Below are 25,830 nucleotides of genomic sequence, written 5' to 3'. Positions count from 1 at the left end.
TCAACGGGATGTCCGTGCACGGGCATTGCGCCGCATGCTGTAGACCATGAACCCGACGATGCCCAGGTTGACCGCCAGCAGGCAGGCGTGCAGCACGCTCGGGCGGTGGACCAGTTCCCTGAGCTCGAAGGGAACGTAGACCGCGCCGCTGGCCGCGGCAAACGCTTCGCCCCAGGTACGGCAGTACCACAAGCCGTAGGCCTCGACCAGGCGGACCAGGGAATAAGCGAACGCGCCGGCCGCGAGCTGCCAGAGACGCGCATCGTTCAGTTTGCCGGCAAGCTCCAGGAACACCCGGGGCCTGTGGGAAGCCGGATTCAGGTGCGCGTGCCGCACCAGGGACTCGGCAATTCCCTGGACGTCGTGGTGTACCAGGGAAAACAGGCCAAAGCCCGCCAACAGGACGAGGATGCCCTTTGCCGCTTCAAGCAGGGCCACGGTGCGAATCCCTTGCGAGAGATGCATCACGCTTTACTCATGGTGGCGGGCCGTCCATGCGTTCACGAAGGCACCACCAGCGTCTGCGGCGCGGCTTGCCGAATGCGCCCGTGCAGCCACTCGAGCTGGCGGGTGTTCTGGTGGCGGATCTGGCGGATGGCCGCTTCGAAGGCGTCGTCGTGCAGGGAGCGCGCGCCCTGTTCCAGGACGTCGAGCGAGATCATGCTCTCGTTGACCATCAGCCAGAGGTCGTGCAGGTCGCGCAGCATGTCGAAGCCGCCCTGTTTGCGCTGCACCAGCAGCGCCTTGTCCAGGCGTTCTGGTTCGCCCTCCTTGCGTTCGCCGTACTTCCGCACGAAAGGATCGAGCGCATCTGCCGAGGCGCGCGACCATTCTGCCAGGACGTGGGACAGCGGGCCGATGTCGGGTTCGTCCGGGTGGGTGGCGCGCAGCTGCTCGAAGCCCTTGACCAGGCGCCGCTCGCTTTCCTGCAGCAGACCGAGGTAGTCGGCCACGTGTGCGCGCTTCGGTGTTGCCTTGTTCACCCCTTCGACAAAGGCTTCCTTCATCGCGTGCAGGATGCCGCCCATGGCTTCGATGCCGGCCTCGCCAGGCGCGGCCGGGTCCATGCGCTCCGGCTGGCGCAGCGTCGGCGCTGCGACCTTCTCGATGCGCACGGAGCTGTACTTGTAGTGCGGCTGCTTGCTGACCGGGTCCCATTCATAGATCGTCAGCTCGTTGGCGGCGCGCGCCCGGCCTGGCTCGTCCCAATAGCCGAAGTGGAAGGACAGGAACACTTCGCCGGCGCCGATCCCGCCGACTTGCGCCCTGGCCTCGATGCTGCCGCGGCGCGAGGTGAGGCGGACCCAGTCGCCGTCCTTGACGCCGAGCCGCGCGGCGTCTTCCCCGGACAGCTGGACGTGGTCGTCCGGCGCGGCGGCGGCCAGCTCGGGCGAACGGCCGGTCTTGGTGCGCGTGTGGAAGTGATATACCAGGCGGCCGGTGGTGAGGAAGAAGGGATACTCGGCGTCCGGCTCCTCGAAGGGCGCCATGTAGCGCGCGCCCTTGAGGATGGCGCGCCCGCCCGGGTCGGCGGCCTTGTATTTCACGGCCGGCACCGGGGCCCCGGTGATGATGTCGTGGCCGAAATCTTCGCAGGTGTCCGCGTGGGTCCGGAACACGTGGTCCTTGTAGAGGTGGTGTTCGCCGTCCGGGTGCTCGGCGTTGCAGGGCCATGGAATGCCGGAACCCCGGCTCAGCTTTTCATAGGACAGGCCGGTGTAGTCGCAGAACTGGCCGCGCGTGCATTCCTTCCAGCCCTCGAATGCGCCTTCCGGTGTGGTCCACTTGATCAGCGGTGCGCCGTCCTTGTCGCGAAAATCCATGCGGCGCGCGAAGTCGAGGAAGATGTCCAGGTCCGAGCGGGCCTGGCCCGGCGGCTCGACCGCCTTGTGGCTGATGTGGACGGTGCGGTCGACGTTGGTGAAGCAGCCCGTCTTCTCGCCCCACAGCGCGGCCGGCAGCACGACGTCGGCCAGTTGCGCGGTCTCGGTGAGAAAAGCGTCCTGCACGACCACGAACAGGCGGGGTTTTTGCAGGATCTCGCGGATGCGCTGCAGGTTCGGCAGCGACACGGCCGGGTTGGTCGCCTGGATCCACAGCATGTGGATGGAGCCGGTCTCGCAGTAGCGGAAGATCTGCATCGCGTGGGTCGGCGGGGTCCAGTGCGGGATGATGTCCGGGTCGACGTTCCAGACCCGCGCCAGGTCCTTGATATGCGCGAAGTTGTTCCAGTTGCGGAAGGCCGGCAGGTCGCCGTCGGCGCCGCTCTCGCGGGTGTTCTGGGCGGTCGGCTGCCCGTTCATCTGCAGGATGCCGCAGCCGGGGCGGCCGATGCGGCCCAGGACCAGGTTGACGTTATTCACCTGCACGGCCGCGGCGGTGGCCTGGTTCGACTGGTACACGCCCTGCAGGCAGCTCGACAGGAGCAGTTTCGAGCTGCCGATCATTTCGGCGGCCCGGCGCAGGTCCGCTGCCGGCACGCGCGTGATTTCCTCGACCTTCTCCGGCGGGTACTCCGCCACGAGTTCCTTGAGGTCCTCGAAGCCGACCGTGTGCTTGTCCACGAAGTCCTGGTCCGCGTAGCCGCCTTCGATCAGCAGGTGCAGCAGGCCGTTGAGCAGCGCGACGTTGGTGCCGATCTTCGGGGCCAGGTGCAGGTCGGCCTCGCGCGCCGTCATGGTGCTGCGCGGGTCGATCACGATCAGCTTCGGCGGATTCGCGTGGCGGCGGCGGTCGAGCACCCGCATCCACAGCACGGTGTCGGTGTTCGACATGTTGTGCCCGACCATCATGATGCAATCGGTGGTGTCGACGTCGAAGTAGGAGCCGGGCTGGCCATCGCTGCCGAAGCTTTCCTTCAGGGCGGCGGCGGAGGTCGCCGTGCACAGGCGCGTATTGCCGTCCATGTGCGGCGTCCCCAGCCCGGCCTTGCCGATCATGCCGAGCGTGTAGTACTCCTCGAGGAAGAGCTGGCCGCTGGTATAGAAGCCGATGCCGCCGGCCGAGTACTCGCGCTGGATGCGCCGGGCGTTGGCGACGATGAGTTCCATCGCCTCGTCCCAGCTTGCCGGCTCGAGCTTGCCGTTGCGGCGCACCAGCGGCTCGGTCAGGCGATCCGGGCTGTTGTTGGCTTCCCATCCGTGCAGGCCCTTCGGCCCCAGGCGCCCGCGATTGACCACGTCCTGGGCGCGTCCGCGCACGCCGACGATGCGGCCGTCCTTGACGCCGATATCGCAGCCGCAGCCGTTCGAGCACAGCACGCAGGCCGACTGCACCCAGCGCTCGGGTTCCTCCAGCGTGCGCTGGTCGACGCGGACCGGCCACTGGTCCCGGCCTTCGTACGGCGTGCGCTCGCCCCAGATGTCGGCGATGCTGTCTCTCGATTCCATACAGTTTCTCCAAAGTGCGCGAGCAGGTTCAGGGTCGCGTCGGGGGGCCGTGCGCCGTTTTGCGCAGTGTTGTCAGTGGATTTATATCAGAATGTGACTATATTTCCGCCGCCCGGTACGGGTCCGTTAAGGGCCTAACATATGTGTCCCGACACCGAAAATAATGTTGTACGAATGGATGGACGCCTTCGGCCCATTCCCATCAGGCCCGGTGGCGCAGCGCGTCCACCACCAGCGAAAACGCGGGCGATGCCTGGCGCCGGCTCGGGTAGTACAGGTGGTAGCCGGGGAACACCGGCGTCCAGTCGTCCAGCACCCGCACCAGGCTTCCCTCCGCAACCAGGGGCTGCGCCACATCCTCGGGCACGTAGGCCAGGCCGTTGCCCTGTGCCGCCGCGGCCAGCATCTGGGGCGTGGTGTTGAAGATCATCTGTCCCGGCACCTGCACGTCCAGTTGCCGGCCATCCTTCTCGAACTCCCAGGCGTACAGGCCGCCATGTGTCGGCAGGCGCAGGTTGGCGCAGTTATGGCTTGTGAGGTCTTGCGGGACCAGCGGCGGCGCGCGCCTGCTGAAGTAGGCGGGCGCGCCCACCACCACCATCTTCATGTCGGGCGCGATGCGCACCGCGATCATGTCCTTCGCCACCTGGTCGCCGAGCCTGACGCCGGCGTCGTGGCGTTCGGCGACGATGTCGATCAGGCCGTAGCTGATCGTGATTTCGATACGCAGTTCCGGATACTCCGGCAGCAGCGCGGCCAACTTCGGCCACAGGATGGTGCTGGCCGCATGGTCGTGCGCGCTGATGCGAATCAGGCCGGCCGGCTTGTCGCGCAGCTCGCCCAGTGCCGCCAGTTCCGCTTCGATGCCGTCGTAGTAGGGGCCGACGTTCGCCAGCAGGCGTTCGCCCGCTTCGGTCGTCGCCACCCCGCGGGTGGTACGCGTCAGCAGGCGGACGCCCAGCTTTTCTTCCATCGACCGGATCGTATGGCTCAGTGCCGACTGCGACACCCCGAGCCGGGCGGCCGCACGGGTGAAGCTGCGCTCGCGCGCGACGGCGACGAAAGCGGACAAGGTATTGAGGTTGAGCTTTGCCATATGAATCTTTTGCATATCGGTTAGAAGAGTTTAGCTGTTCTCTCATGGCTCTGCCTCGCCTATAGTGCGGTGGAACCGCCTCAGGGGAGAACAAATGAAGACAGTGATTCCAAGGGCGCTGGCGCTGGCCCTGGCCCTGGCCGCGCCGGCATGCGCACAGACCGGCGCCGGCAAGCCCCCCGGGATGACCATCGCCCGCGCCGGCAGCCAGGCTTCAAGCAAGGGCCCGGCGCAGTATTTCACCGGGACCGTACGGGTCGATCCGCTGTTCGGTGTGCATGCGCCCTCGGCTACCTCGGGCGCCGCCGTGACTTTCGTGCCGGGCGCGCGCTCGGCCTGGCATACGCACCCGATGGGGCAGGTGCTGGTCGTCACCGCCGGCGTCGGCCGCGTGCAGCAGGCGGGCGGCCCAGTGCAGGAGCTCCGTCCCGGCGACGTCGTCTGGACGCCGCCCGGCGTGAAGCATTGGCACGGCGCGGCGCCGACGACGGCCATGACGCACCTGGCGATCCAGGACTCGGCCAACGGCAAGAACGTCGAATGGATGGAAAAGGTCAGCGATGACCAATACAGTAAATAAGACGGCAAACACGACGGCAAACACGACGGTAAACACGACGGTAAACAAGCGGCGCGCGGCGGCGCAAGCGCTGGCCGCCATGGCCGCGCTGTGCTGCGCAGCGGCGCAGGCCGCGCAGCCCACATCACCCAAGGAGAACCATATGGTGGCACCCGCACTCGAGCATTACACCCGGCACCTGTTGCTGGACGAGGTATGGAAGCGTCCCGGCCTGTCGCCGCGCGACCGCAGCATCGTGACCTTGTCCTTGCTGGTCGCACGCAACCAGCCGGCCGAGCTGCCGACTTACCTGAACCTGGCGCTCGACAAGGGCGTGACGCCGGGCGAGATCTCGGAGCTCGTCACCCACCTCGCTTTCTACTCCGGCTGGCCGAACGCGATGGCAGCCGTGCATACCGCGAAAGGCGTGTTCGCCGCGCGCAAGATCGGCGCCGACCAGCTGCCTGCCGCGCAAGTACCCTTGCTGCCGCTCGACAGGGAAGCCGAGGACAAGCGCGCCGCGATGGTCGAAGAGAATTTCGGCAAGGTGGCGCCGGGCGTGGTCCAGTACACGACCGATGCGCTGTTCCGCGACCTCTGGCTGCGGCCGGGCCTGGCGCCGCGCGATCGCAGCATGGTCACCGTGAGCGCGCTGGTCGCAAGCGGCCAGGTAGCGCAAATCGCCTACCACCTGAACCGCGATGGACAATGGGCTTACAGGGAAACAGGCGTCCGAGATGCTGACCCAGCTGGCCTTCTATGCCGGCTGGCCGAACGTGTTCTCGGCGCTGCCGGTCTTCAAGGACGTGTTCGCGAAACGTCCGGGCGCGGCAGCCGTCAAATAAACCACAATCAAAAGGAACAGACATGGAACTCAAACGCGTGGGCTCGCAGCCCTCCATCAAAGGCCCTGAAGCCTGGTTCACCGGCACCGTCCGCATCGACCCACTGAATGCGCCGCCGGCGCCATCGCGCGTCTCGTGCGCCAGCGTCACCTTCGAACCGTGCGCACGTTCGGCCTGGCACACCCACCCGCTGGGGCAGACGCTGATCGTGACCGCCGGCTGCGGCTGGACCCAGTGCGAAGGCGAACCGCGCGTGGAGATCCGCGCCGGCGACGTGATCTGGTGCCCGCCCGGCCACAAGCACTGGCACGGCGCGACGGCGACCACGTCGATGACCCACATCGCCATCCAGGAAGCGCTCGACGGCGTCAACGTCGTGTGGATGGAGCAGGTGACCGACGAGGAATATACGTCGGGACCGATTGCCGACGCGCCGGCGCACACGCATTGACCGCAGCACAGGGCCAGGTGCGCGGCGGCGCCCCAGGTTCGTGACGGGGCGTCCGCAATCGCGAACCCGGACCAGCGCCATCAACGCCCGCGGGAGCTACGACGAGCTGCCCGAGCCGTTCAACAGCTGGGACCTCGGCATGGTCGGGCACGACAAGGGAGTGGCACGCGCCCGGACCTCAACGTGCTACTTGCAAACTGCGCGCCAAGGGCGCACGATGAGTTCGGCTACCTGAGCCAACCACAACGAGGAGACCGACGATGATCAAGGTAAGCGTGATGTATCCAAACGGACCGGACGCCCGTTTCGACGAGGCCTACTACCGCGACCGGCACATGCCCATGGTGAAGAACCTGATGGGCGAGCATTGCAAGTACTACACGGTGGACCGGGCGATCGCCTCCGGCTCGCCTGACGCGAACGCTCCCTACATCGCGATGGGCCACCTGTTCTGCGATTCGGTCGAGGCCTTCCAGTCCAGCTTCGGTCCCCATACCAAGGCCATCATGGCCGACATCCCCAACTACACCAACCAGACGCCGGTGATTCAGATCAGCGACGTCCTGGTCGGCTGAGCCGAGCCGGGCCGTTCGCTTCGACAACCAGGGAGACACCCTGTGTACGCCGCGACGGGATCTGATATCCGTAGGGTGGGCGGGTTCCCCGCCCACGCGTTCAACCAACGCAGGAATAGTCGCGCTGCCACCAATATCGTCTTTACTCCAGCTTCCGCCCCCCAAGCCATCTGCCCCCGAGCTTGTCTTGCCTGTTTCGCGCGCACCCCATCGTCAGAGAGACTAATCAAGCGCCGCCCGCAGGCGTAGCATTGACCCTGCAAGACGGGAGCGCAGTGACCGGCGCGATCCGCGTCCACCCATACAGGAGAACACAATGCAAAAACGAACACTCGGCAACAGCGGCCTCGAAGTCTCCGCCATCGGCCTCGGCTGCATGGGCCTCAGTTACGCCTACGGCCCCGCCATGGAAGCGACAGATGCCGTCGCCCTGATCCGCGCGGCCGTCGAGCGCGGCGTCAGCTTCTTCGATACGGCCGAAGCCTACGGCGCCATCAACGAACAGGTGGTCGGCGAAGCGCTGGCCCCATGCCGCGAGCAGGTCGTCATCGCGACCAAGTTCGGCTTCCGCGACGGCGACACCAAGGCCGGCCTCGACAGCCGCCCGGAGCGCATCCGCGCGGTGGCGGAAGAATCGCTGAAACGCCTGCGCACGGACCGCATCGACCTGTTCTACCAGCACCGGGTCGACCCGAACGTGCCGATCGAGGACGTGGCCGGCACCGTGGCCGACCTGATCCGCGAAGGCAAGGTCGGGCATTTCGGCCTCTCGGAGGCGGGCGTCGACACCATCCGCCGCGCCCATGCGGTGCAGCCGGTGACGGCGCTGCAAAGCGAGTATTCTCTCTGGTGGCGCGAACCGGAAACGGAGATCCTGCCGGCGCTCGAGGAACTGGGCATCGGCTTCGTTCCCTTCAGCCCGCTGGGCAGGGGCTTCCTCACCGGCGCCATCGACGAGCACACCAGCTTCCACAGCAGCGACTACCGCAACACGGTGCCGCGCTTCAGCCAGGAGGCGCGCAAGGCGAACGGGGCGGTGGTCGAGGTGATCAAGGAGATCGCCCGCCACCAGGGCGTAACGGCGGCGCAGATCGCACTGGCCTGGCTGCTGGCGCGCAAGCCGTGGATCGTGCCGATTCCGGGCACGACCAAACTGCACCGCCTGGAAGAAAACATCGCCGCGGTGGATGTGCGGCTCGGCCCGCAGGACGTGGCCGACATCGAGAAGGCGATCGCCGCCGTTCCCGTGCTGGGCGCGCGTTATTCGCCGGAGCGGCAGAAGCTCGTCGGGCGCTGAAGGGGGGCGGCTCCCCCCGGTCCGGTGCGCCGGGCTCCCTGCGGCTGGCGGACAATCGACACCCCGACAAAGGAGACAGTCCATGCTTACTCAACAGACCAAGGACACCGTCAAGGCCACCGCACCCGTCCTCGCGGCGCACGGCTACGACATCATCAAGCATTTCTACCGCAGCCTGCTGGACGCCCATCCGGAGCTCAAGAACGTCTTCAACATGCGCCACCAGGAGCGCGGCCAGCAGCAGGAGGCGCTGGCGCGGGCGGTGTATGCCTACGCCGCCAACATCGAGGATCCCTCCTGCCTGGCGGCCGTGCTCGAAGGGATCGCCAACAAGCACGCCAGCCTGGGCGTGAAGCCCGAACACTATCCGATCGTCGGCGAGCACCTGCTGGGGGCGATCAAGGCGGTGCTGGGCGATGCCGCGACCGACGACATCATCTCGGCCTGGGCCCAGGCCTACGGCAACCTGGCCGATATCCTCATGGGCCGCGAGAGCGAGCTGCGCGAGCACACCGTCGCGGAACAGGGCGGCTGGACCGGCTGGCGCGACTTCGTGGTGGCGGCGAAGCAGCCCGAGAGCGATGTCATCACTTCCTTCGTGCTGGAGCCGGCCGACGGCCAGCCGCTGGTCAATTTCGAGCCCGGCCAGTACATCAGCCTGCGCCTGGCCGTGCCGCGCCTGGGCCTGCAGCAGATTCGCCAGTACAGCCTGTCGGATGCACCGAATGGCCGCAGCTACCGCATCTCGGTCAAGCGCGAAGGCGGCGCCGATCCGGACCAGAAAGGCTATGTGTCGACCCTGCTGCACGACGAGGTGCAGGCCGGCGACACGCTCCAGCTGGCGGCGCCCTACGGGAATTTCTTCGTCGACGTGAATGCGGCGACGCCGGTCGTCCTGATCAGCGGCGGGGTCGGGCTGACGCCGATGATCAGCATGCTCAACCGCGTGCTGCAGTCGCCGAACCGCCAGATCGTGTTCGTCCACGGCGCCCGCAACAGCAGCGTGCATGCGATGAAGGACCACCTGCGCGCCACCGCGGCGCAGCATCCGAATTTCACGACCTTCACCTTCTATAACGAAGCGCTGCCGCAGGACCAGCAGGGCAGGGATTTCGACTTCCCCGGCCTGGTCGACATCGACAGGATCGCCGACGCCATCCTGCTGCCGGACGCCGACTACTACATCTGCGGCCCGATTCCCTTCATGCGCCAGCAGCACGATGCGCTGCTCAGGCGCGGGATCCCGGAAACGCGGGTGCATTACGAGGTATTCGGTCCGGACCTGTTCGCGGAGTAGCACGCTTCGTCCCGCCGCATTTCCGGCAACCGGACCACGCCTTTGCGCCGCCGCGCTACACTTGACGCTGCATGGCGTGGCGCCAGCGCCCGCCATGCCCACGGCATACGGAAGCGCACGGCCATCGCCGAACTCACACACCAACCAGGCCAGGAGACAGCATGAGTACTGAATCGACCCAAAACGAAGAGCGCGACACCCAATTGCGCGCCGACGCCCTCGAATACCACCGCAGCCCGACCCGCGGCAAGATCGAGGTGGTCGCAACAAAGCCGCTGTCGAACCAGCGCGACCTGTCGCTGGCCTATTCGCCGGGCGTGGCCTATGCCTGCGAGGAGATCGCGGCGGACCCCGCCATGGCGGCCGAGTACACCTCGCGCGCCAACCTGGTGGCGGTGATCACGAACGGCACCGCCGTGCTTGGCCTCGGCAACATCGGGCCGCTGGCCTCGAAGCCGGTCATGGAGGGCAAAGGTTGCCTGTTCAAGAAATTCGCCGGGGTCGACGTGTTCGACCTCGAGCTGGCCGAGAACGATCCCGACAAGCTGGTCGAGGCAATCGCCATGCTCGAGCCGACGGTGGGCGGCATCAACCTGGAAGACATCAAGGCGCCCGAATGCTTCTACATCGAGAAGCAGCTGCGCGAGCGCATGAACATCCCCGTCTTCCACGACGACCAGCATGGCACCGCGATCATCTCGAGTGCCGCGCTGCTGAACGCCCTGAAGGTGGTCGGCAAGGAGATCGGCCAGATTAAACTCGTGGCCTCCGGCGCGGGCGCGGCGGCGATCGCCTGCCTCGACATGATGGTGGTGCTGGGCGTAAAACGCGAGAACATCTTCGTCACCGATTCGAAGGGCGTCATCTACGTCGGCCGCGAAGCGAACATGGAGGCCAACAAGGCGCGTTACGCGCAGCAGACCGGTGCGCGCACACTGGCCGACATCGTGCTTGAGGCCGACGTCTTCCTCGGCTGCTCGACCGCGGGCGTCCTGACCGGCGAGATGGTCAAGACGATGGCGCGCCAGCCGGTGATCCTGGCGCTGGCCAATCCCGAGCCGGAGATCCGGCCCGAAGTGGCGCGTGCCGCGCGGCCCGACTGCATCATCGCCACCGGCCGCTCGGACTATCCGAACCAGGTCAACAACGTCCTCTGCTTCCCCTACATCTTCCGCGGCGCCCTGGACTGCGGCGCGACCCGCATCACCGACGAGATGAAGCTGGCCTGCGTCACGGCGATCGCCGAACTGGCCGAAGCGGAAGCGAGCGATGTCGTGGCGTCCGCCTACGAAGGCCAGGACCTGTCCTTTGGTCCCGAGTACATCATCCCGAAACCCTTCGACCCGCGCCTGCTGGCGGCCATTGCGCCGCGCGTGGCCGAGGCGGCCGCCGCCTCCGGCGTGGCCTCGCGGCCGATCACCGACATGGCGGCCTACCGCGAGAAACTGGCGCAGATGATCTATCACACCGGCTTCTTCATGAAGCCGGTGTTTGCGCGCGCCAAGGCCAACGGCCGCCGCGTCGCATATGCGGAAGCCGACGACCGCCGTGTGCTGCGCGCGGTTCAGACGGTGGTCGACGAGGGCCTGGCAAAGCCGGTGCTGATCGGGCAAGGCGCGGCGGTCGAACGCGCGATCCGGGAAGCGGGCCTGCGCCTGAAGCGCGATGTGGATTACACGCTGGTCGAAGCCGAGGGCGACACCACCTTGCAGGGCACGCGCCTGCTGAATGCCGGCGAGGTCGACGCCCTGATCTGCGGCATGAAGGGCAGTTACGACAGCCACCTGGCGCACGTACAGAAGGAGATCGGCCTCGCGCCCGGCGCCGAGGTGATGGCGGCGATGAACGCGCTGGTGCTCGACAAGCTGACCCTGTTCATCACCGACACCTATGTCAACGACCAGCCGAGCGCCCGGGAACTGGCGGCAATCGCGCGCATGGCGGCGGATGAACTGCGCCAGTTCGGCCTCGAGCCGAAGGTGGCCCTGCTGTCGCATTCCTCGCTCGGTTCCTCCGAGCGGCCGTCGGCGCGCCGCGTGCGCGAAGCACGCGCACTGCTGGCGCAAAGCGCGCCGGGGCTGGCGGCGGTCGGCGAAATCCACGGCGACGCGGCGCTGTCGGAAGAGATCCGCTCGCTCTACGCGATCGAGGACGGCTTCGCCGGCAGCGCCAACCTGCTGGTGATGCCGTCGCTGGACGCGGCCAACATCCTGTTCAACGTGCTGAAGGTGGCGGCGGGCAAGGGCGTCACCGTCGGGCCGATCCTGCTCGGGGCGGCGAAGCCGGTGCACATTTTGAGTCCGAGCGCGACGGTGCGCCGGATCGTCAACATGACGGCGCTGGCGGCATCGAACAGGGGCGAGGGCGACCCGGCGCCTTGAGCGCCTTGCCGGATGCGCCGGATCATCCGGCGCCGGCCGCGCCGCCCGCGTCACCGTGCACCCTGTCGGACAGGGTGACGCCGACACTGCCTCCGCCTGTGTAATCGGAGCGGAACATGCGCAGGCCAGCGCCTTCGTTCGTCTCCGCCACCAGGGTATGCAAGGGGCCGAACACGGTCTGCCGTTCCTGTTTCGTACAGGTTGGCAGATACAGGTTGAGGACGCGCGGATCGTAGTAGCGGAATGCGAGGACGACGCCTTCCTCGGTCTGTACGCGCAGCAGTTTTTTGAAATGCAGCCTGTGCTGGCCCAGGCTGATGCCGGTGGGCGCGACGGCCAGGATACCCCAGGCCTTGCCCCATCCCTGGCGCAGCAGGCGGTCCGTGCTGGGCGAGCGGGCCGACAGGTGAACCAGGTAGGGCGCGGCAGCCTCGAGGCGCGGATGCAGGCGCCCGCTGAACAGGCAGGTGTATTCCAGCCCGCCGGAACGGACCAGCCGGGAAATCTCGGGATCGCGCGCTCCGTCGAGCAGCCAGTGCACCTGGGCTGTGCCGGGCCTGTCGCCGTCCGGCCAGAGTGCATCGGTCAGCTTGCCCAGGGCCCGTTTGTTCATGCGGCAGCCGCCTCTCGCTGCGCGGCCAGGCGGGCGCAGACTTCACAAAAAGGCGCTGCCTCTTTGGCGGCGCGCTCCAGCACCTCGGCAAATGCGGCCTGGTCGATGGATTCCGTCCATTCGGCCGCGGACGGTGCGCTCCCGGCGGCCTCGCGCGCTGGCGCCGCGCGCACGGGCGCGGCCGCATGCGGAGCAGGGGGCGCTTCGACCCGGCGCCGCGCCGGTGCCGGTGCCCCTCCCGCGGCCCTGCTTGCCGCGACGCCGGCAGTATCGGCGTGGAGACGGTATTCGTGGCCGACACGCCAGGTGCCGTCACGCAGTTGTCGCGCAGCGGCTGCACGGACGTCCTCATCGCTCATGCGGGTGAGGTCGTGGCTACAGGGCAGCAAGGCCTCGCGCAACGCGCGCACCGCACAGGCATCGGAAAAATGCTGGCGAAAGAAATCGTGGGACGAGCAATCATCCCAATCAGGGGTTTCCCACGGCGCGATGTGGCCGGACGCCAGCGCGCGTTCGAAATCGGATAACGACAGCAGCAGGAGGTGTCGGCCGAGCGCGTGGGTCCGTATTTGCATGCGATGTGCGTTGTCGTTTAACGGTGGCACGGTGCCGTCAGCGTCGGCGGCATGTCGGGGATCCCTGGATTTCTCTCCCGGGCCCTGGTCAGAGCGAACTTGTCCATTCGAATACCATTCCATCGCTGGTGGCGTCCTCGGCCGAACTTTTGCACGCGCGGATGGCCCCACCGGCGCTGGAATAGTCGGCGTAAAATCGCGCTTATTATTTCACTTGGCAGGACAATGGACCGTTTCCTCGAAATGCAGGTGTTCTCCGCCGTGGTCGAAGCCGGCAGCTTCACCGCCGCCGCCGACGTGCTCGACATGTCGAAAGCCGCCGTCTCGCGCTACGTCGCCGAACTCGAAGAGCGTCTCGGCGTACGCCTGCTGCACCGGACGACGCGCAAGCTGTCGCCGACGACCGAAGGCGGCATCTTCCACGCCCGCTGCCGCGAACTGCTGGGCAACCTGGACGAAGCCGAAGCCGAGATCACCTCGCGCAGCGGCGAGGCCAGCGGCCTGCTGAAAGTGAACGTGCCGGTCAGCTTCGGCCTGATGCACCTGGCGCCGCTGTGGCCGGCCTTCCTGGCGCGCCACCCCAAGCTCCTGCTCGACATCAGCCTGTCGGACCGCGTCGTCGACCTGGTCGAGGAGGGCTTCGACGCCGCGGTGCGCATTGGCCAGCTTCCGCCATCGACGCTGATCAGCCGCCGGCTTGCCTCCACGCGCCTGGTACTGTGCGCCTCGCCCGCTTACCTCGCGCGGCGCGGCGAGCCGGCCGAACCAGGCGAACTCCTCGACCATGACACCATTTCGTACAGCCTGTTCTCGACCGGCGAACACTGGCCCTTCACCGGTCCCGGGGGCGCGCAAACCGTGCAGGTGCGCCCGCGCGTGCGCACCAACAGCGGCGACACCTGCCGCGCCGCAGCCTTGCAGGACCAGGGCATCATCCTGCAGCCGACTTTTATCGTGGGGCCGGACCTGGCGGAGGGAAGCCTGCGCGAAGCCATGGCCGGCTACCGCTCGCTCGATCTCGGCATCCACGCCGTCTACCCGTCGCGCAAGTTCGTGTCGCCGAAGGTGCGGCTGCTGGTTGATTTCCTGGTCGAGGCCTTTGCGGACCCGGCGTGGGAGTGACGCCCGCGCGCCGTAGGGCGGGCATGCCCACGCGTTCGTGCCCATGCATACCGCACATTGTCCGGAGATCGCGGCGATGGCAATGACCGTGCTTTTCGACGGGCGCGGTCTCCGGGGGAGGGAGGTGGAATGCGTCGGTACGTAACGCGTGGGCAGTGCCCACCCTACGGTTGTTCCAGTTTTTGGGACAGTGTTCCCCTGTAAGCCATATTTATCCTCCGCGCCGATCCAATTAGAATGGCTTTCATGTTGACGCGGCCTCTGCCGCTCTGAAGAAACGAGGTAATCACATGGCATCCCTTCCCACCCTGTTCGTCTCCCACGGCTCCCCCATGCTGGCCCTGCAGGACAGCCCGGCACGCCGCTTCCTGGAACAGCTAGGCACGACGCTGCCGCGCCCGAAAGCCATCCTGGTCGTCTCCGCCCACTGGGAAACCGCCGGTGCCCCGGCCGTGAGCCTGGCGCGGCAACCGGAAACGATCCACGACTTCGGCGGCTTCCCGCGCGCCCTGTTCGAGATGCAGTACCCGGCCCCGGGCGCCCCGGAGACCGCCGAACGCGCCGCCGCGCTGCTCGAAGCGGCGCAGCTTCCGGTCGGCCGCAGCGCCACCCGCGGCCTCGACCACGGCGCCTGGGTCCCGCTGCGCCTGATGTATCCGCAGGCCGACATCCCGGTCGCGCAAATCTCGATCGTGCGCGGTGCCGGTCCCGCCCTGCATGAACAGATCGGCCGCGCACTGGCGCCACTGCGCGAGGAGGGCGTGCTGATCCTCGCCTCGGGTTCGCTGACACACAACCTGTACGAGTTCCGCGGCCAGGCGGTCGACGCTCCGGCGCCGGAATGGGTGAGCGAATTCGGCGCATGGATCAAGTCGCGCATCGAAGCCGATGACCGCGCCGCGCTGCTCGACTATCGGCAGGAAGCGCCGTTCGCGGTCCGGAACCATCCGACCGACGAACACCTGCTGCCGCTGTTCGTCGCGCTCGGCGCGGGCGGGCCGGGCGCGCACGCGACGCAGATCCATTCGAGTTTCGAACATGGCGTGCTCGCCATGGATGCTTATGCATTCGCCTGACACGAGCACGCACATCCGGCCTGCCGGGTAATGCCGGTCACTCGAGCCGGAAACCGGCCTTCTGACTCTGCGCCACCGCCATGACGGTACCGCCGGCTGTCGCATCACGTACGGGGTCATCGGGCATGCCCACGCGTTACGTTCGTCTCTTGCATACGTGGCGCCGACCGCCCGACCACACAGACCCGGTGGCCCGGAGCGCTAGGTAGCAGGGCGGGGCATGTGTACGTAACGCGTGGGCATGCCCACCCTACGTTGATACGGCTGCCAACGAAAAAAGACGCGTGAAAGCGGCAACGGCTTTAGCTTAAGTGACTGGCACCAGGCCTGCCGGGCGCCTGCGGCTACCTGGTCTGCATCGGCGAAGTCGTCGCGCCGCTGCTGATCCTGATCGGCAGGTGCGTGCATGCGCCTCCTCGTGGCGGCGCATGCCTGCAAGGCGGTCGCGCACGGAGTATGATCACGTTCTCAACCAAATACAGGACCTGATCCCATGACGACGTCCAGCTATCCCGACACCCGCCTCCTGATCGCCAACGAATGGCAAGACGCCAGCGGCGGCAAGACCATCCCCGTCGTGAACCCGGCCACCGGCCAGCCGATCGGCAAGGTGGCCCATGCTTCGATCGCCGACCTGGACCGCGCGCTGGCCGCCGCCCAGAAGGGTTTCGAAACATGGCGCGCCGTGCCGGCATTCGAACGCGCCGCCATCATGCGCCGCGCCGCCCAGCTGCTGCGCGAGCGCGCCGGCGACATCGCCCGCCTGCTGACCCAGGAGCAGGGCAAACCGCTGGTCGAAGCCAAGGGCGAGACCCTGGCCGGCGCCGACATCATCGACTGGTTCGCCGCCGAGGGCATGCGCGTGTACGGCCGCATCGTCCCCTCGCGTAATCCGGCCGCGCAGCAGCTGGTGCTGAAAGAGCCGGTCGGCCCGGTCGCCGCTTTCACGCCATGGAACTTCCCGATCAACCAGATCGTCCGCAAACTCGGCGCGGCCCTCGCCACCGGCTGCTCCTTCCTGTGCAAGGCGCCGGAAGAGACCCCGGCCTCGCCGGCCGCGCTGCTGCAGTGCTTCGTCGACGCCGGGATTCCGCCGGGCGTGGTCGGCCTCGTGTTCGGCGACCCGGCTGAAATCTCGTCCTACCTGATCCCGCATCCGGTGATCCGCAAGGTCACCTTCACCGGCTCGACCCCGGTCGGCAAGCAGCTGGCCGCGCTGGCCGGCGCCCACATGAAACGCGTGACGATGGAGCTGGGCGGCCACGCGCCGGTGATCGTCGCGGACGACGCCGACGTCGCGCTGGCGGTGAAAGCCGCCGGCGGCGCCAAGTTCCGCAATGCCGGCCAGGTCTGCATCTCGCCGACCCGCTTCCTGGTGCACAACGCGGTCAAGGAAGAGTTTACGCGCGCCTTCGTGGCGCATGCCGAGCGTATCAAGCTCGGTAACGGACTTGAAGAAGGCACGACCCTCGGCCCGCTGGCCAACGCCCGTCGCCTCACCGCGATGTCGAAGGTGATCGAGGATGCCCAGGCCAAGGGCGCGACGCTGGCCTTCGGCGGCAAGCGCGTCGGCGACACCGGCAATTTCTTCGCGCCGACCATCCTGGCCGACGTGCCTCTGGAAGCGAGCGTGTTCAACGACGAACCGTTCGGCCCGGTCGCCGCGATCCGCGGTTTCGACAGCCTGGAAGACGCGATCAACGAAGCCAACCGCCTGCCCTACGGCCTGGCCGGCTACGCCTTCACGCGCTCGATCAGGAACGCGCACCTGCTGATGAACCGCGTGGAAGTCGGCATGCTGTGGATTAACCAGCCGGCCACGCCGAGCGCCGAGATGCCGTTCGGCGGCATCAAGGATTCGGGCTATGGCACCGAAGGCGGCCCGGAGGCGATGGAGGGCTACCTGAACACCAAGGCGGTATCGATGGTCGGCGTGTAAGCGCATTCCACGTCTGTAAAAAAAAGGCCGCCGGTTCCGCCCGGTGGCCTTTTTGCATTGACGCAATACCATTACACTGTCGGCATGACGATTTCCACCGACCTGACCGACGGCCTCGCCGTGAATGCCCTGAATTTCCTCGACTGCGGCGTCATCGTCCTCGATGGCGAGCATCGCATCCTGCTCTGGAACCGCTGGATGACGACGCGCTCCGGCCGTTCCGCGGCGCGTGTGCGCGAGCAGTCGCTGTTCGAGGTCTTTCCAGAATTGCGCGGTTCGCGTGTCGAAGCGGCCGTGCTGGGCGCGCTGGTCGACGGCGCTGCCAAATCCGTGTCGCAAGGCCTGGAGCGCGCGCCGTTCCCGCTGCGGGAAGCCGGCAGTTTCGACGGCGCGCGTATCGAGCAGGGGATTGCGGTGACGCCGTTCAGGGAGGGCAAGGCGGCCTTCTGCACGATCGAGATCCGCGACCTAACCGGCGTGCTCGATCGCGAACGCCACCTGCTCGAACACGCCGAATCGCTGCGCGCCCGCTCGTATGTCGACGGCCTGACCGGCATCCACAACCGCCGCTATTTCGACATGACGCTCGAGCGCGAACTGCGCCGCGCCCAGCGCAACGGCGGGGCGCTGTCGCTGCTGCTGATGGACATCGATTCCTTCAAGGCCTACAACGACCACTTCGGGCACCAGCAGGGCGACACCTGCCTCATCACCGTGGCGCAGGGCCTGGCCGGCATGCTCAAACGCCCGGCGGACGTCGCCGCCCGCTACGGCGGGGAGGAGTTCGCGGCGATCCTGCCCGACACCACGGCCGGGCAGGCGGCCGGCGTGGCCGAAGCGATCCGTCTCGATATCGCCGGGCGCGCGCTGGCGCATGCGCCGGCCGCGGTCAAGGACCATGTTACGCTCAGCATCGGGGTGGCGAGTTTCAGCAAGGACCGCCTGAACGAGGCGGCGAGCCTGATCGCCGCGGCGGACGGGGCGCTGTATGCGGCCAAGCGCGGCGGGCGCGATAGGGTGGTGGTGGACGGCGAGTATTGAAAAGGAAGCGGGCTGGGACGAATCGGTGTGGACGCCAGGAGGGGCCGCAATCGGCCAAGAGCAGACGTTTGGTCGCAGTACTCAACACGTTGAAACGGAGACCCAATGAACGAACGTCCGATACCGGAAGCAGCCTTGCAAGACCCAAATTCCGTGGAAATGCTTCGGGTATGGGTGGCTGGAGGTCAACTGCATTGTTCGTTGAAAATTGGGATGTACCGTGATGGGATGGGTATCGATGAGGAGGTTGCATGGGGAACCATCCTCGCAGATGCAGCGCGTCACATCGCTAAAGCACTGCAAGATGGCGGGAACTTGAACGAGACCGAGAGCCTTGCCAAACTAGTCGCGAAGTTCAACGACGAGGTGGCCGTGCCCTCATCTGAACTAAAGGGCGAATTTGTTTGAATCGTTCCTTCCGCTTCGGGCCGAAAGCGGACGGCTGAGAGGTCTGCATTCGGCCAGGCGCAGCCGTTCACGTTCAATCCTCAAGCAGGCGTCACAAGACTACCGAAGACTGCATCCTGGTTCAAGCGTCCCCTGTCGGTTCGGCCGCCGCTCCGGTATCATGCGGGGATGAATCAGATTTCCAACCTTCCGTTTGTCATTGGTGTCGCTGGCGGCAGCGGCAGCGGCAAGTCGACGGTAACCCAGCAGGTGCTCGCTTCCTTCGGCGCCGAGATGGTGTCGGTCGTGATGCAGGACGATTACTACCGCGACCAGTCCGACCTCAGCCCGGAAGTGCGCCGCAAGCAGAATTACGACCATCCGCAGGCCTTCGACTGGCCATTGCTGGTAGAGCACGTGCGCGCGCTGCGCAATGGCGAAGCGATCGAGATGCCGGAGTACGACTTCACGATCGACAACCGCTCCAGCAAGACCATTCCGGTCAAACCGGCGCCGGTCATCGTGATCGAAGGCCTGTTCGCCTTGTACGACGCGGACTTGCGCGACATGATGTCGCTGAAGATCTTTGTCGACACCGCCGCCGACGTCCGCTTCATCCGCCGCATGCAAAGGGATATTACCGAGCGCGGCCGCACGGTGGAGAGCGTCGTCAACCAGTACCTGGAAACCGTACGCCCGATGCACAAGCAGTTCATCGAGCCGACCAAGCGTTATGCCGACGTCATTTTGCCGCACGGCGCGAATGGCCCGGCGGTCGATGTGATTACCACCAAGGTGGCGAGCGTCATCGGCCAGCTGAAAAAAGGCCAGGGTCAGGTCTGACATTCGGACACGGCCTCTTCAATGGCCTGCATGTCGGGACGCTGCTACGCGAGGGATTCCGACAGGCATGCGGCGTAGCGCGTGGACTCAAGAGTCCACCCTGCGGTCACGAACGATCGGGCTTCCTGGCTGAACCAGGGCGCATCGACAAAAAAATGGCCGGCTGAAGAGCCGGCCATCGTTTACGCTGCCCTGATGCTTACGGCACGTACTTCCACGCACCCTTTTCAACCTTGACCATCACCTGCGCGCGCTGGTCCAGGCCCTGGTGGTTGGTGGCGCTCATGTTGAAGATGCCGTGCGAGGCCGGCAGGTTCTTGATGCCCTCGAGCGAATCGCGCAGCGCGGCGCGGAATTCCTTCGTGCCCGGCTTGGCCTTCGGCAGCGCGGTCTTGGCCGCTTCCGCCAGCAGCAGCGAGGCGTCCCAGGCGTGGCCCCCAAAAGTAGACAGGCTGTCCTTGCCGAACGCACCCGTGTACTTGTTCGCATAGGTCAGCGCGGTCTTCTTGACCGGGTTCGTGTCCGGCAGCTGGTTTGCCACCAGCACCGGGCCGACCGGAACGAAGGTGCCTTCGCAGTCGGCGCCGCAGACGCGCAGGAAGTCGCTGTTGGCGACGCCGTGGGTCTGGTAGATCTTGCCCTTGTAGCCGCGCTCGCGCAGCGCCTTTTGCGGCAGCGCGGCCGGGGTGCCGGAGCCGGCGATCAGGATCGCGTCCGGGTTGGCCGACATCAGTTTCAGGACCTGGCCGGTCACCGAGGTGTCGGTGCGGGCGAAGCGCTCGTTGGCGACGACCTTGATCTTGCGTGCCGGGGCGTATTTCGCGATCTCGCCGTACCAGCCTTCGCCGTAGGCGTCGGAAAAGCCGATGAAGCCCATCGATTTCACGCCGTTGTTCGCCATGTGCTGGGTGATCGCGTTCGCCATCTGGCCATCGTGCTGGGTGGTCTTGAAGACCCAGCGCCGCTTGGCGTCCATCGGCTCGACGATGCGCGCGGCGCCGGCGATCGTGATCATCGGCGTTTCGGTTTCGGCCGCCACTTCCACCATCGCCAGCGAAGTCGGGGTGATCGAGGAGCCGATCAGCAGGTCGACCTTGTCTTCGGAGACGAGTTTGCGGGCGTTCTTGACGGCCTGGGTCGCGTCGGACGCGTCGTCGAGCACGATGTATTGCACCTTCTGGCCGCCGATCTCGGTCGGCAGCAGGCCGAAGGTGTTCTTTTCCGGGATGCCGAGCGAGGCCGCCGGGCCCGTGGTCGAGATCGAGACGCCGACCTTGATCTGCGCGTGGACGTTGAGGGCGGCGGTCAATGCGGCGAGCGCGAGGACGCTCTGGCTGATGCGGGTGAGGCGGGGCGTGCGGGTCATGCTCTCTCCTGTTGTTTTAAAAACTGCCGCGGCAAGGCGGCAAGGTGCTTCGTTCAACCGATACCTGGCCCGGCACCTGGTGGCGCCTGGACCTCCCTGGGCAATAGTATAGGCTGGCTCGGAGGAAAAAATGCCGGTTCCTCAACTGTTTTCGCATATCATTTAACCATGGCGGATGGAAAAAGGATGCCCACGCCCTGTCCGGTAGTGGAAAATTCGCACGCCACCGGCCGCATAACAACATTCACGACATCGAAAAAAGGAGGGCCTGGCGGGCAGCATCGATGCGCGGCGTGACGAGGAGACGCGTCAGGCCCCAGACAGTATCGGCATGCCCTTGGCAGCGGTATGGATTTAACGATTTTCGCCATCCTGACGCAGGACGGCATCGCCAGTGGGGCGGTCTATGTGCTGCTGGCACTGGCGCTGGTGCTGGTGTTCTCGATCACCCGCGTGATCTTCATTCCCATCGGCGAATTCCTCGCTTTCGGCGCGCTGACCATGGCCGCGCTACAAGCCGGCAAGGTGCCGCATAGCGCCGCCCTGATGCTGGTCCTCGGCCTGGCCGCCTTCCTGCAGGAAGCCTGGAGCACGCTGCGCAGCGCCGCCGGCCAGGTCAACCGCTCACGCGCGCTGCTGCTCAGCCTTGCCAAATTCGTGCTGTACCCGGGCGCCGTATTCCTGGCCGCGCGCTCGGCCGAAGGCGCCTCCTGGCCGATGATCGCGCAGCTGGCGCTCACCTTCGCCATCGTCGCGCCGATGGGGCCGATGATCTACCGCGTGGCCTTCCAGCCGCTGGCCGAAAGCCCGGTGCTGGTGCTGCTGATCGTGGCGGTCGCGGTGCACCTGGTCCTGCTCGGCCTCGGCCTCGTCATCTTCGGCGCCGAAGGTTCGCGCACCACGCCGTTCAGCGAGGCCAGCTTCACCGTCGGCTCGCTCACGGTGTCCGGCCAGAGCATCGTCGTGATCGTCACCGCGCTGCTGCTGATCGGCGCCCTGTACCTGTATTTCGACCGCACGCTCTCGGGCAAGGCGCTGCGTGCGACGGCCGTGAACCGCCGCGGCGCGCGCCTGGTGGGCATCGGCACCACGCAGGCCGGGCGCCTCGCGTTCTTGCTGGCCTCGAGCATCGGCACCCTGTGCGGCGTGCTGATCGCACCGATCACCACCATCTATTACGACAGCGGCTTCCTGATGGGCCTGAAGGGCTTCGTCGGCGCCATCATCGGCGGCCTGGCGAGCTATCCGCTGGCGGCCGGCGGCGCCCTGATGGTCGGGCTGCTGGAAGCCTATTCGTCCTTCTATGCCAGCGCTTTCAAGGAAGTCATCGTGTTCACCCTGATCATCCCGGTGCTGCTGTGGCGCTCGATCGTCCATCCGCAGATCGACGAGGAGGAGGCATGATGCGGCGTCCCCTGACTTTACTGGCGCTCGCCGCCCTCGTGTTCGGCCTGCTGCCGCTGCCGGCCTACTGGATCACGCTGGCCAACTACATCGGCCTGTACGCGATCGTCGCGCTCGGCCTGGTTTTACTGACCGGCGTCGGCGGCCTGACCTCCTTCGGCCAGGCTGCCTTCGTCGGCCTCGGTGCGTATGCGACGGCCTACCTGTCGACTGCGCACGGTCTTTCGCCCTGGCTGGGCCTCGTGTGCGGGCTGGTTGTGACCGCGGCGTCCGCGCTGTTCATCGGCGCCATCATGCTGCGCCTGTCCGGACACTATCTTCCACTTGGCACGATTGCCTGGGGCCTGTCCCTGTATTTCCTGTTCGGGAACCTGGAATTCATCGGCAAATACGACGGCATCGGCGGCATCCCCGCGATTCACCTGTTCGGCCTCGATCTCGGCTCCGGCAACAGCATGTTCTTCCTGATCTGGGCGATCCTGCTGGCCGCGGTCGCGCTGCTGCGCAACCTGCTCAATTCGCGCTCGGGCCGTGCGATCCGCGCGCTCAGGGGCGGCGGCCTGATGGCCGAAGCGATGGGCGTGAACACGGCGGCGATGAAGATCCGCATCTTCGTGATCGCCGCCTTGCTGGCCTGCGTGTCCGGCTGGCTGTATGCGCACCTGCAGCGCGCCGTGAATCCATCTCCCTTCGGCCTGAACTCGGGCATCGAATACCTGTTCATGGCCGTGATCGGCGGCGCCGGCTACCTGTGGGGCGCCATCCTCGGTGCCGTCGTGCTGACGGTGCTGAAGGACCAGCTGCAAAGCATCCTGCCGAATTTGCTCGGCTCGAACGGCAACTTCGAGATCATCGTCTTCGGCATCCTGATGGTGCTCCTGCTCCAGCATGCGAGGAACGGCATCTGGCCTTTCATCGCGCGCTGGCTGCCTTCGCGTCCTGAAGCGGTGGCGCCCGACAGTGCAGCGGCCCTGGCGCAGCGTGACAAGCCGGCCATCGGCCATCCACTGCTGGTGATCGACAAGGCGCGCAAGCAGTTCGGCGGGCTGGTCGCGGTCAACGACATGGCCTTCACCGTCAACAGCGGCGAGATCGTCGGCCTGATCGGCCCGAACGGGGCCGGCAAGTCGACCATGTTCAACCTCGTGACCGGCGTGCTGCCGGTCACGAGCGGCGAGATCCGCCTGCAGGTCGGCACGAAAGGCGGCGACGAGCTGCGCCGCATCGATTCGCTGCCCTCGCGCGAGATCGTGAAACTCGGCATCGGCCGCACCTTCCAGCACGTGCACCTGCTGCCGGAAATGACGGTGCTCGAGAACGTGGCGATTGGCGCCCACCTGCGTGCGAAGCATGGCGTGGTGTCGAGCGCGCTGGGGCTCGACCGCGGCGAGGAAACGGCGCTGCTGTTCGAGGCGCGCACGCAACTGGAGCGCGTGGGCCTCGGCGGGATGCTGTACGAGCAGGCCGGCAACCTGGCGCTCGGCCAGCAGCGTATCCTCGAGATCGCGCGGGCGCTCTGTTGCGATCCGGCGCTGCTGCTGCTCGACGAACCGGCGGCCGGCCTGCGCTACAAGGAAAAAGAGGCGCTGGCGACTTTACTCAAGAAACTGAAGGGCGAGGGCATGAGCATCTTGCTGGTGGAGCACGACATGGACTTCGTCATGAACCTGACCGACCGCCTGGTGGTCATGGAATTCGGTACCAAAATCGCGCAGGGCCTGCCAGCCGAAGTGCAGCAGGACCCGGCCGTGCTGGAAGCCTACCTGGGAGGGATCGACTGATGACGACGCCGATTCTTCAAGTGAAAGACCTGCACGTCGCCTACGGCAAGGTCGAGGCGCTGCATGGCCTGAACATTGCGGTGCCTGCCGGCCAGATCGTGACCGTGATCGGCCCGAACGGCGCCGGCAAGTCGACCATGCTCAATGCGATCGCGGGCGCGCTGGTGGCCAACGCCTCGACGCGCGGCGCGGTGCTGCTGCGCGGGGTCGATGTGGGCAGCTATCCGGTCGAACAGCGGGTCGCGCAGGGCATGAGCCTGGTGCCCGAGAGCCGCGACCTGTTCACCACCATGAGCGTCGAGGACAACCTGCTGCTGGGCAGCTACACGCGTTATAAACGGCGCGAAAAGGATTACGCGGCGCAACTGGAATCCGTGTATGAACTGTTCCCGCGCCTGCGCGAACGGCGCATGCAGGCGGCGGGCACGATGTCCGGCGGCGAACGCCAGATGGTGGCGCTGGGGCGTGCGCTGATGGCGAAACCTGCCTTGCTGATGCTGGACGAACCGAGCCTCGGCCTGGCGCCGCTGATCGTCAAGGAAATCTTCCGCGTCATCGTGCGCCTGAAGGAAACCGGCGTCGGTATCCTGCTGGTCGAACAGAACGCGCGCGCCGCGCTGCAGGCCGCCGACTACGGCTATGTGCTGGAGACGGGCGAAGTCGTGATGGAAGGGCCGGCCGCGCAACTGGCGAACGATCCGAAGGTCATCGACACGTATCTGGGACTGAACAAGAAATCTGCGTGAGGAAAAAATGAAAGATATTCGCTGCGTTGGCGTCATCGGCACCGGCGTCATCGGCGCCAGCTGGGCCGCTTACTTCCTGGCGCGCGGCTTCGACGTGTCCGCGAGCGACCCGATGCCGGGCGCCGAAGCGAAGCTGCGCGATGCGGTACGCGCCCACTGGCCGATTCTGACGCAAATGGGCCTGGCCGAGGGCGCTTCGCCGGATCGCCTGCGTTTTTCGACCGACCTGAAAGAGGCGCTGGCCGGTGTCGACTTCGTGCAGGAGAACGGTCCCGAGCGCGAAGACCTGAAACTGGCCCTGTTCCGCGAGATGGATGCGCTGTTGCCGCCCGAAGTCATCCTGGCGTCGAGCTCATCGGGCCTGTTGATGAGCCGGGTGCAGGAAGCCTGCGCGCACCCGGAACGGGTCGTGCTCGGCCATCCCTTCAATCCGCCGCACATGATTCCGCTGGTCGAAGTCATCGGCGGCGCGCTGACGTCCAGTGAGACAGTCGAGCGCGCCATGGCCTTCTACGCCGCGATCGGCAAACGCCCGATCCACGTGCGCAAGGAAGTGCCGGGTCATATCGCCAACCGCCTGCAGGCCGCGCTCTGGCGCGAAGCGTTTTATCTCGTCGAGCAGGGCGTGGCGACGGTGGCCGACGTCGACACGGCCATTGCCTACGGACCCGGGCTGCGCTGGGCCCTGATGGGACCCTTCATGAACCTGCACCTGTCGGGCGGCGAGGGCGGCATCCGCCATATGCTCGACCACCTGGGCGAACCGATCGAAAGCTGGTGGGCGGACCTCGGCACGCCGATGATCACCGAAGAGCTGAAACAGCAGCTTTCCGCCGGCGTCGAGGCGGCGCTGATTGGCCGGGACAGCACGCAGCTGGCGCCGACGCGCGACGCGCTGCTGGCTGGGTTGATCGAGGCGAAGGCAGGGACGGACAAGCTGCCCTGACGAGGGGGCTCGTATGGGGTCATTGTGGCCAATGGCCACAATGACGGGTTCACCGGGCATGCCCACCCGGACCTTCGTGTCACGTTGGCACCGCGCCGCGG

General features: G+C 66.4%; 23 protein-coding genes. 17 read left to right on the top strand and 6 right to left on the bottom strand.

The annotated features are described in order from the left end of the window. The 3 genes from AC1MEM_RS17105 to AC1MEM_RS17095 all read right to left on the bottom strand — a co-directional run bounded on the left by AC1MEM_RS17105 (position 1) and on the right by AC1MEM_RS17095 (position 4,485). Positions 1-465, bottom strand: a complete 465-nt coding sequence (locus tag AC1MEM_RS17105; RefSeq protein ID WP_499472470.1) for a DUF2127 domain-containing protein — start codon at positions 463-465, stop codon at positions 1-3. Positions 466-500: 35 nt separating this feature from the next. Then, complete coding sequence (locus tag AC1MEM_RS17100; RefSeq protein ID WP_499472468.1) at positions 501-3,389, bottom strand: molybdopterin oxidoreductase family protein; 2,889 nt, start codon at positions 3,387-3,389, stop codon at positions 501-503. Positions 3,390-3,591: 202 nt separating this feature from the next. Beyond that, complete coding sequence (locus AC1MEM_RS17095; protein WP_499472466.1) at positions 3,592-4,485, bottom strand: LysR family transcriptional regulator; 894 nt, start codon at positions 4,483-4,485, stop codon at positions 3,592-3,594. 94 nt (positions 4,486-4,579) lie between these two features. Here AC1MEM_RS17095 and AC1MEM_RS17090 point away from each other — a divergent pair, with 94 nt between their 5' ends. The 7 genes from AC1MEM_RS17090 to AC1MEM_RS17060 all read left to right on the top strand — a co-directional run bounded on the left by AC1MEM_RS17090 (position 4,580) and on the right by AC1MEM_RS17060 (position 11,890). Next, on the top strand, positions 4,580-5,065 hold the full coding sequence (locus tag AC1MEM_RS17090; RefSeq protein WP_499472464.1) for a (R)-mandelonitrile lyase: 486 nt from the start codon (positions 4,580-4,582) through the stop codon (positions 5,063-5,065). Further along, positions 5,046-5,996 carry a carboxymuconolactone decarboxylase family protein gene (locus AC1MEM_RS17085; RefSeq protein WP_499472462.1) on the top strand — a complete coding sequence of 317 codons (951 nt, stop codon included), beginning with the start codon at positions 5,046-5,048 and terminating at the stop codon, positions 5,994-5,996. The genes AC1MEM_RS17090 and AC1MEM_RS17085 overlap by 20 nt, the downstream gene beginning before the upstream one ends. Continuing rightward, positions 5,912-6,340, top strand: a complete 429-nt coding sequence (locus AC1MEM_RS17080) for a (R)-mandelonitrile lyase (RefSeq protein ID WP_499472460.1) — start codon at positions 5,912-5,914, stop codon at positions 6,338-6,340. The genes AC1MEM_RS17085 and AC1MEM_RS17080 overlap by 85 nt, the downstream gene beginning before the upstream one ends. Positions 6,341-6,600: 260 nt before the next feature. Beyond that, complete coding sequence (locus tag AC1MEM_RS17075) at positions 6,601-6,915, top strand: EthD family reductase (RefSeq protein WP_499472458.1); 315 nt, start codon at positions 6,601-6,603, stop codon at positions 6,913-6,915. 316 nt (positions 6,916-7,231) lie between these two features. Further along, positions 7,232-8,212: an aldo/keto reductase gene (locus AC1MEM_RS17070; RefSeq protein ID WP_499472457.1), complete on the top strand. Its 981-nt coding sequence runs from the start codon at positions 7,232-7,234 to the stop codon at positions 8,210-8,212. Between the two features lie 82 nt (positions 8,213-8,294). Next, entirely contained in the window at positions 8,295-9,509 is a 1,215-nt protein-coding gene (gene hmpA, locus AC1MEM_RS17065; protein ID WP_499472455.1) for an NO-inducible flavohemoprotein, read from the top strand. Positions 9,510-9,670: 161 nt separating this feature from the next. Beyond that, complete coding sequence (locus AC1MEM_RS17060; protein ID WP_499472453.1) at positions 9,671-11,890, top strand: NADP-dependent malic enzyme; 2,220 nt, start codon at positions 9,671-9,673, stop codon at positions 11,888-11,890. Positions 11,891-11,912: 22 nt separating this feature from the next. Here the strand turns inward: AC1MEM_RS17060 and AC1MEM_RS17055 are convergent, their stop codons facing one another. Beyond that, positions 11,913-12,503, bottom strand: a complete 591-nt coding sequence (locus tag AC1MEM_RS17055; RefSeq protein ID WP_499472451.1) for a DUF4123 domain-containing protein — start codon at positions 12,501-12,503, stop codon at positions 11,913-11,915. Next, positions 12,500-13,078 carry a hypothetical protein gene (locus AC1MEM_RS17050; RefSeq protein ID WP_499472449.1) on the bottom strand — a complete coding sequence of 193 codons (579 nt, stop codon included), beginning with the start codon at positions 13,076-13,078 and terminating at the stop codon, positions 12,500-12,502. Before AC1MEM_RS17050 ends, AC1MEM_RS17055 begins: the two co-directional genes overlap by 4 nt. 225 nt (positions 13,079-13,303) lie before the next feature. On the opposite strand from AC1MEM_RS17050, the gene AC1MEM_RS17045 reads away from it, so the two are divergent. The 6 genes from AC1MEM_RS17045 (at position 13,304) to udk (ending at position 19,486) form a co-directional block, all read left to right on the top strand. After that, entirely contained in the window at positions 13,304-14,200 is an 897-nt protein-coding gene (locus AC1MEM_RS17045) for a LysR family transcriptional regulator (protein WP_499472447.1), read from the top strand. A 290-nt stretch (positions 14,201-14,490) separates the two neighbouring features. After that, positions 14,491-15,276 carry a dioxygenase family protein gene (locus AC1MEM_RS17040; protein ID WP_499472445.1) on the top strand — a complete coding sequence of 262 codons (786 nt, stop codon included), beginning with the start codon at positions 14,491-14,493 and terminating at the stop codon, positions 15,274-15,276. 493 nt (positions 15,277-15,769) lie between these two features. After that, the gene (locus tag AC1MEM_RS17035) at positions 15,770-17,215 is read left to right on the top strand and encodes an NAD-dependent succinate-semialdehyde dehydrogenase (RefSeq protein ID WP_499472443.1); all 1,446 of its coding nucleotides are present in this window, start codon (positions 15,770-15,772) and stop codon (positions 17,213-17,215) included. Between the two features lie 84 nt (positions 17,216-17,299). After that, positions 17,300-18,256 carry a diguanylate cyclase gene (locus AC1MEM_RS17030; protein WP_499472441.1) on the top strand — a complete coding sequence of 319 codons (957 nt, stop codon included), beginning with the start codon at positions 17,300-17,302 and terminating at the stop codon, positions 18,254-18,256. A gap of 105 nt (positions 18,257-18,361) precedes the next feature. Then, the gene (locus tag AC1MEM_RS17025; RefSeq protein WP_499472439.1) at positions 18,362-18,664 is read left to right on the top strand and encodes a DUF5076 domain-containing protein; all 303 of its coding nucleotides are present in this window, start codon (positions 18,362-18,364) and stop codon (positions 18,662-18,664) included. A 168-nt stretch (positions 18,665-18,832) separates the two neighbouring features. After that, positions 18,833-19,486 carry a uridine kinase gene (gene udk / locus AC1MEM_RS17020; protein WP_499472437.1) on the top strand — a complete coding sequence of 218 codons (654 nt, stop codon included), beginning with the start codon at positions 18,833-18,835 and terminating at the stop codon, positions 19,484-19,486. A gap of 199 nt (positions 19,487-19,685) precedes the next feature. On the opposite strand, the gene AC1MEM_RS17015 is transcribed toward udk, so the two are convergent. Further along, positions 19,686-20,852, bottom strand: coding sequence for an ABC transporter substrate-binding protein (locus AC1MEM_RS17015; protein WP_499472435.1), 1,167 nt, complete (start codon positions 20,850-20,852; stop codon positions 19,686-19,688). Positions 20,853-21,200: 348 nt separating this feature from the next. Between AC1MEM_RS17015 and AC1MEM_RS17010 the strand changes: the two genes are divergently transcribed. The 4 genes from AC1MEM_RS17010 to AC1MEM_RS16995 are packed head-to-tail and all read left to right on the top strand — an operon-like array spanning position 21,201 to position 25,729. Further along, positions 21,201-22,256 carry a branched-chain amino acid ABC transporter permease gene (locus AC1MEM_RS17010; RefSeq protein WP_499472433.1) on the top strand — a complete coding sequence of 352 codons (1,056 nt, stop codon included), beginning with the start codon at positions 21,201-21,203 and terminating at the stop codon, positions 22,254-22,256. Continuing rightward, positions 22,253-24,037 carry a branched-chain amino acid ABC transporter ATP-binding protein/permease gene (locus AC1MEM_RS17005; protein ID WP_499472431.1) on the top strand — a complete coding sequence of 595 codons (1,785 nt, stop codon included), beginning with the start codon at positions 22,253-22,255 and terminating at the stop codon, positions 24,035-24,037. Before AC1MEM_RS17010 ends, AC1MEM_RS17005 begins: the two co-directional genes overlap by 4 nt. Next, positions 24,037-24,783 (top strand): ABC transporter ATP-binding protein, encoded by a 747-nt coding sequence (locus tag AC1MEM_RS17000; protein WP_499472429.1) that lies wholly within the window; start codon positions 24,037-24,039, stop codon positions 24,781-24,783. Before AC1MEM_RS17005 ends, AC1MEM_RS17000 begins: the two co-directional genes overlap by 1 nt. Positions 24,784-24,790: 7 nt before the next feature. After that, positions 24,791-25,729: a 3-hydroxyacyl-CoA dehydrogenase NAD-binding domain-containing protein gene (locus tag AC1MEM_RS16995; protein ID WP_499472427.1), complete on the top strand. Its 939-nt coding sequence runs from the start codon at positions 24,791-24,793 to the stop codon at positions 25,727-25,729. Positions 25,730-25,830: the final 101 nt, after the last annotated feature.

This window comes from Telluria sp. AIW5, from assembly GCF_056680575.1.
This window is presented reverse-complemented; position numbering and strand designations above follow the sequence as displayed.

Coding starts and splice junctions, on each gene's coding strand:
- AC1MEM_RS17105 (WP_499472470.1), bottom strand. CDS start 465: ATGCATCTCTCGCAAGGGATTCGCACCGTGGCCCTGCTTGAAGCGGCA.
- AC1MEM_RS17100 (WP_499472468.1), bottom strand. CDS start 3,389: ATGGAATCGAGAGACAGCATCGCCGACATCTGGGGCGAGCGCACGCCG.
- AC1MEM_RS17095 (WP_499472466.1), bottom strand. CDS start 4,485: ATGGCAAAGCTCAACCTCAATACCTTGTCCGCTTTCGTCGCCGTCGCG.
- AC1MEM_RS17090 (WP_499472464.1), top strand. CDS start 4,580: ATGAAGACAGTGATTCCAAGGGCGCTGGCGCTGGCCCTGGCCCTGGCC.
- AC1MEM_RS17085 (WP_499472462.1), top strand. CDS start 5,046: ATGACCAATACAGTAAATAAGACGGCAAACACGACGGCAAACACGACG.
- AC1MEM_RS17080 (WP_499472460.1), top strand. CDS start 5,912: ATGGAACTCAAACGCGTGGGCTCGCAGCCCTCCATCAAAGGCCCTGAA.
- AC1MEM_RS17075 (WP_499472458.1), top strand. CDS start 6,601: ATGATCAAGGTAAGCGTGATGTATCCAAACGGACCGGACGCCCGTTTC.
- AC1MEM_RS17070 (WP_499472457.1), top strand. CDS start 7,232: ATGCAAAAACGAACACTCGGCAACAGCGGCCTCGAAGTCTCCGCCATC.
- hmpA (WP_499472455.1), top strand. CDS start 8,295: ATGCTTACTCAACAGACCAAGGACACCGTCAAGGCCACCGCACCCGTC.
- AC1MEM_RS17060 (WP_499472453.1), top strand. CDS start 9,671: ATGAGTACTGAATCGACCCAAAACGAAGAGCGCGACACCCAATTGCGC.
- AC1MEM_RS17055 (WP_499472451.1), bottom strand. CDS start 12,503: ATGAACAAACGGGCCCTGGGCAAGCTGACCGATGCACTCTGGCCGGAC.
- AC1MEM_RS17050 (WP_499472449.1), bottom strand. CDS start 13,078: ATGCAAATACGGACCCACGCGCTCGGCCGACACCTCCTGCTGCTGTCG.
- AC1MEM_RS17045 (WP_499472447.1), top strand. CDS start 13,304: ATGGACCGTTTCCTCGAAATGCAGGTGTTCTCCGCCGTGGTCGAAGCC.
- AC1MEM_RS17040 (WP_499472445.1), top strand. CDS start 14,491: ATGGCATCCCTTCCCACCCTGTTCGTCTCCCACGGCTCCCCCATGCTG.
- AC1MEM_RS17035 (WP_499472443.1), top strand. CDS start 15,770: ATGACGACGTCCAGCTATCCCGACACCCGCCTCCTGATCGCCAACGAA.
- AC1MEM_RS17030 (WP_499472441.1), top strand. CDS start 17,300: ATGACGATTTCCACCGACCTGACCGACGGCCTCGCCGTGAATGCCCTG.
- AC1MEM_RS17025 (WP_499472439.1), top strand. CDS start 18,362: ATGAACGAACGTCCGATACCGGAAGCAGCCTTGCAAGACCCAAATTCC.
- udk (WP_499472437.1), top strand. CDS start 18,833: ATGAATCAGATTTCCAACCTTCCGTTTGTCATTGGTGTCGCTGGCGGC.
- AC1MEM_RS17015 (WP_499472435.1), bottom strand. CDS start 20,852: ATGACCCGCACGCCCCGCCTCACCCGCATCAGCCAGAGCGTCCTCGCG.
- AC1MEM_RS17010 (WP_499472433.1), top strand. CDS start 21,201: ATGGATTTAACGATTTTCGCCATCCTGACGCAGGACGGCATCGCCAGT.
- AC1MEM_RS17005 (WP_499472431.1), top strand. CDS start 22,253: ATGATGCGGCGTCCCCTGACTTTACTGGCGCTCGCCGCCCTCGTGTTC.
- AC1MEM_RS17000 (WP_499472429.1), top strand. CDS start 24,037: ATGACGACGCCGATTCTTCAAGTGAAAGACCTGCACGTCGCCTACGGC.
- AC1MEM_RS16995 (WP_499472427.1), top strand. CDS start 24,791: ATGAAAGATATTCGCTGCGTTGGCGTCATCGGCACCGGCGTCATCGGC.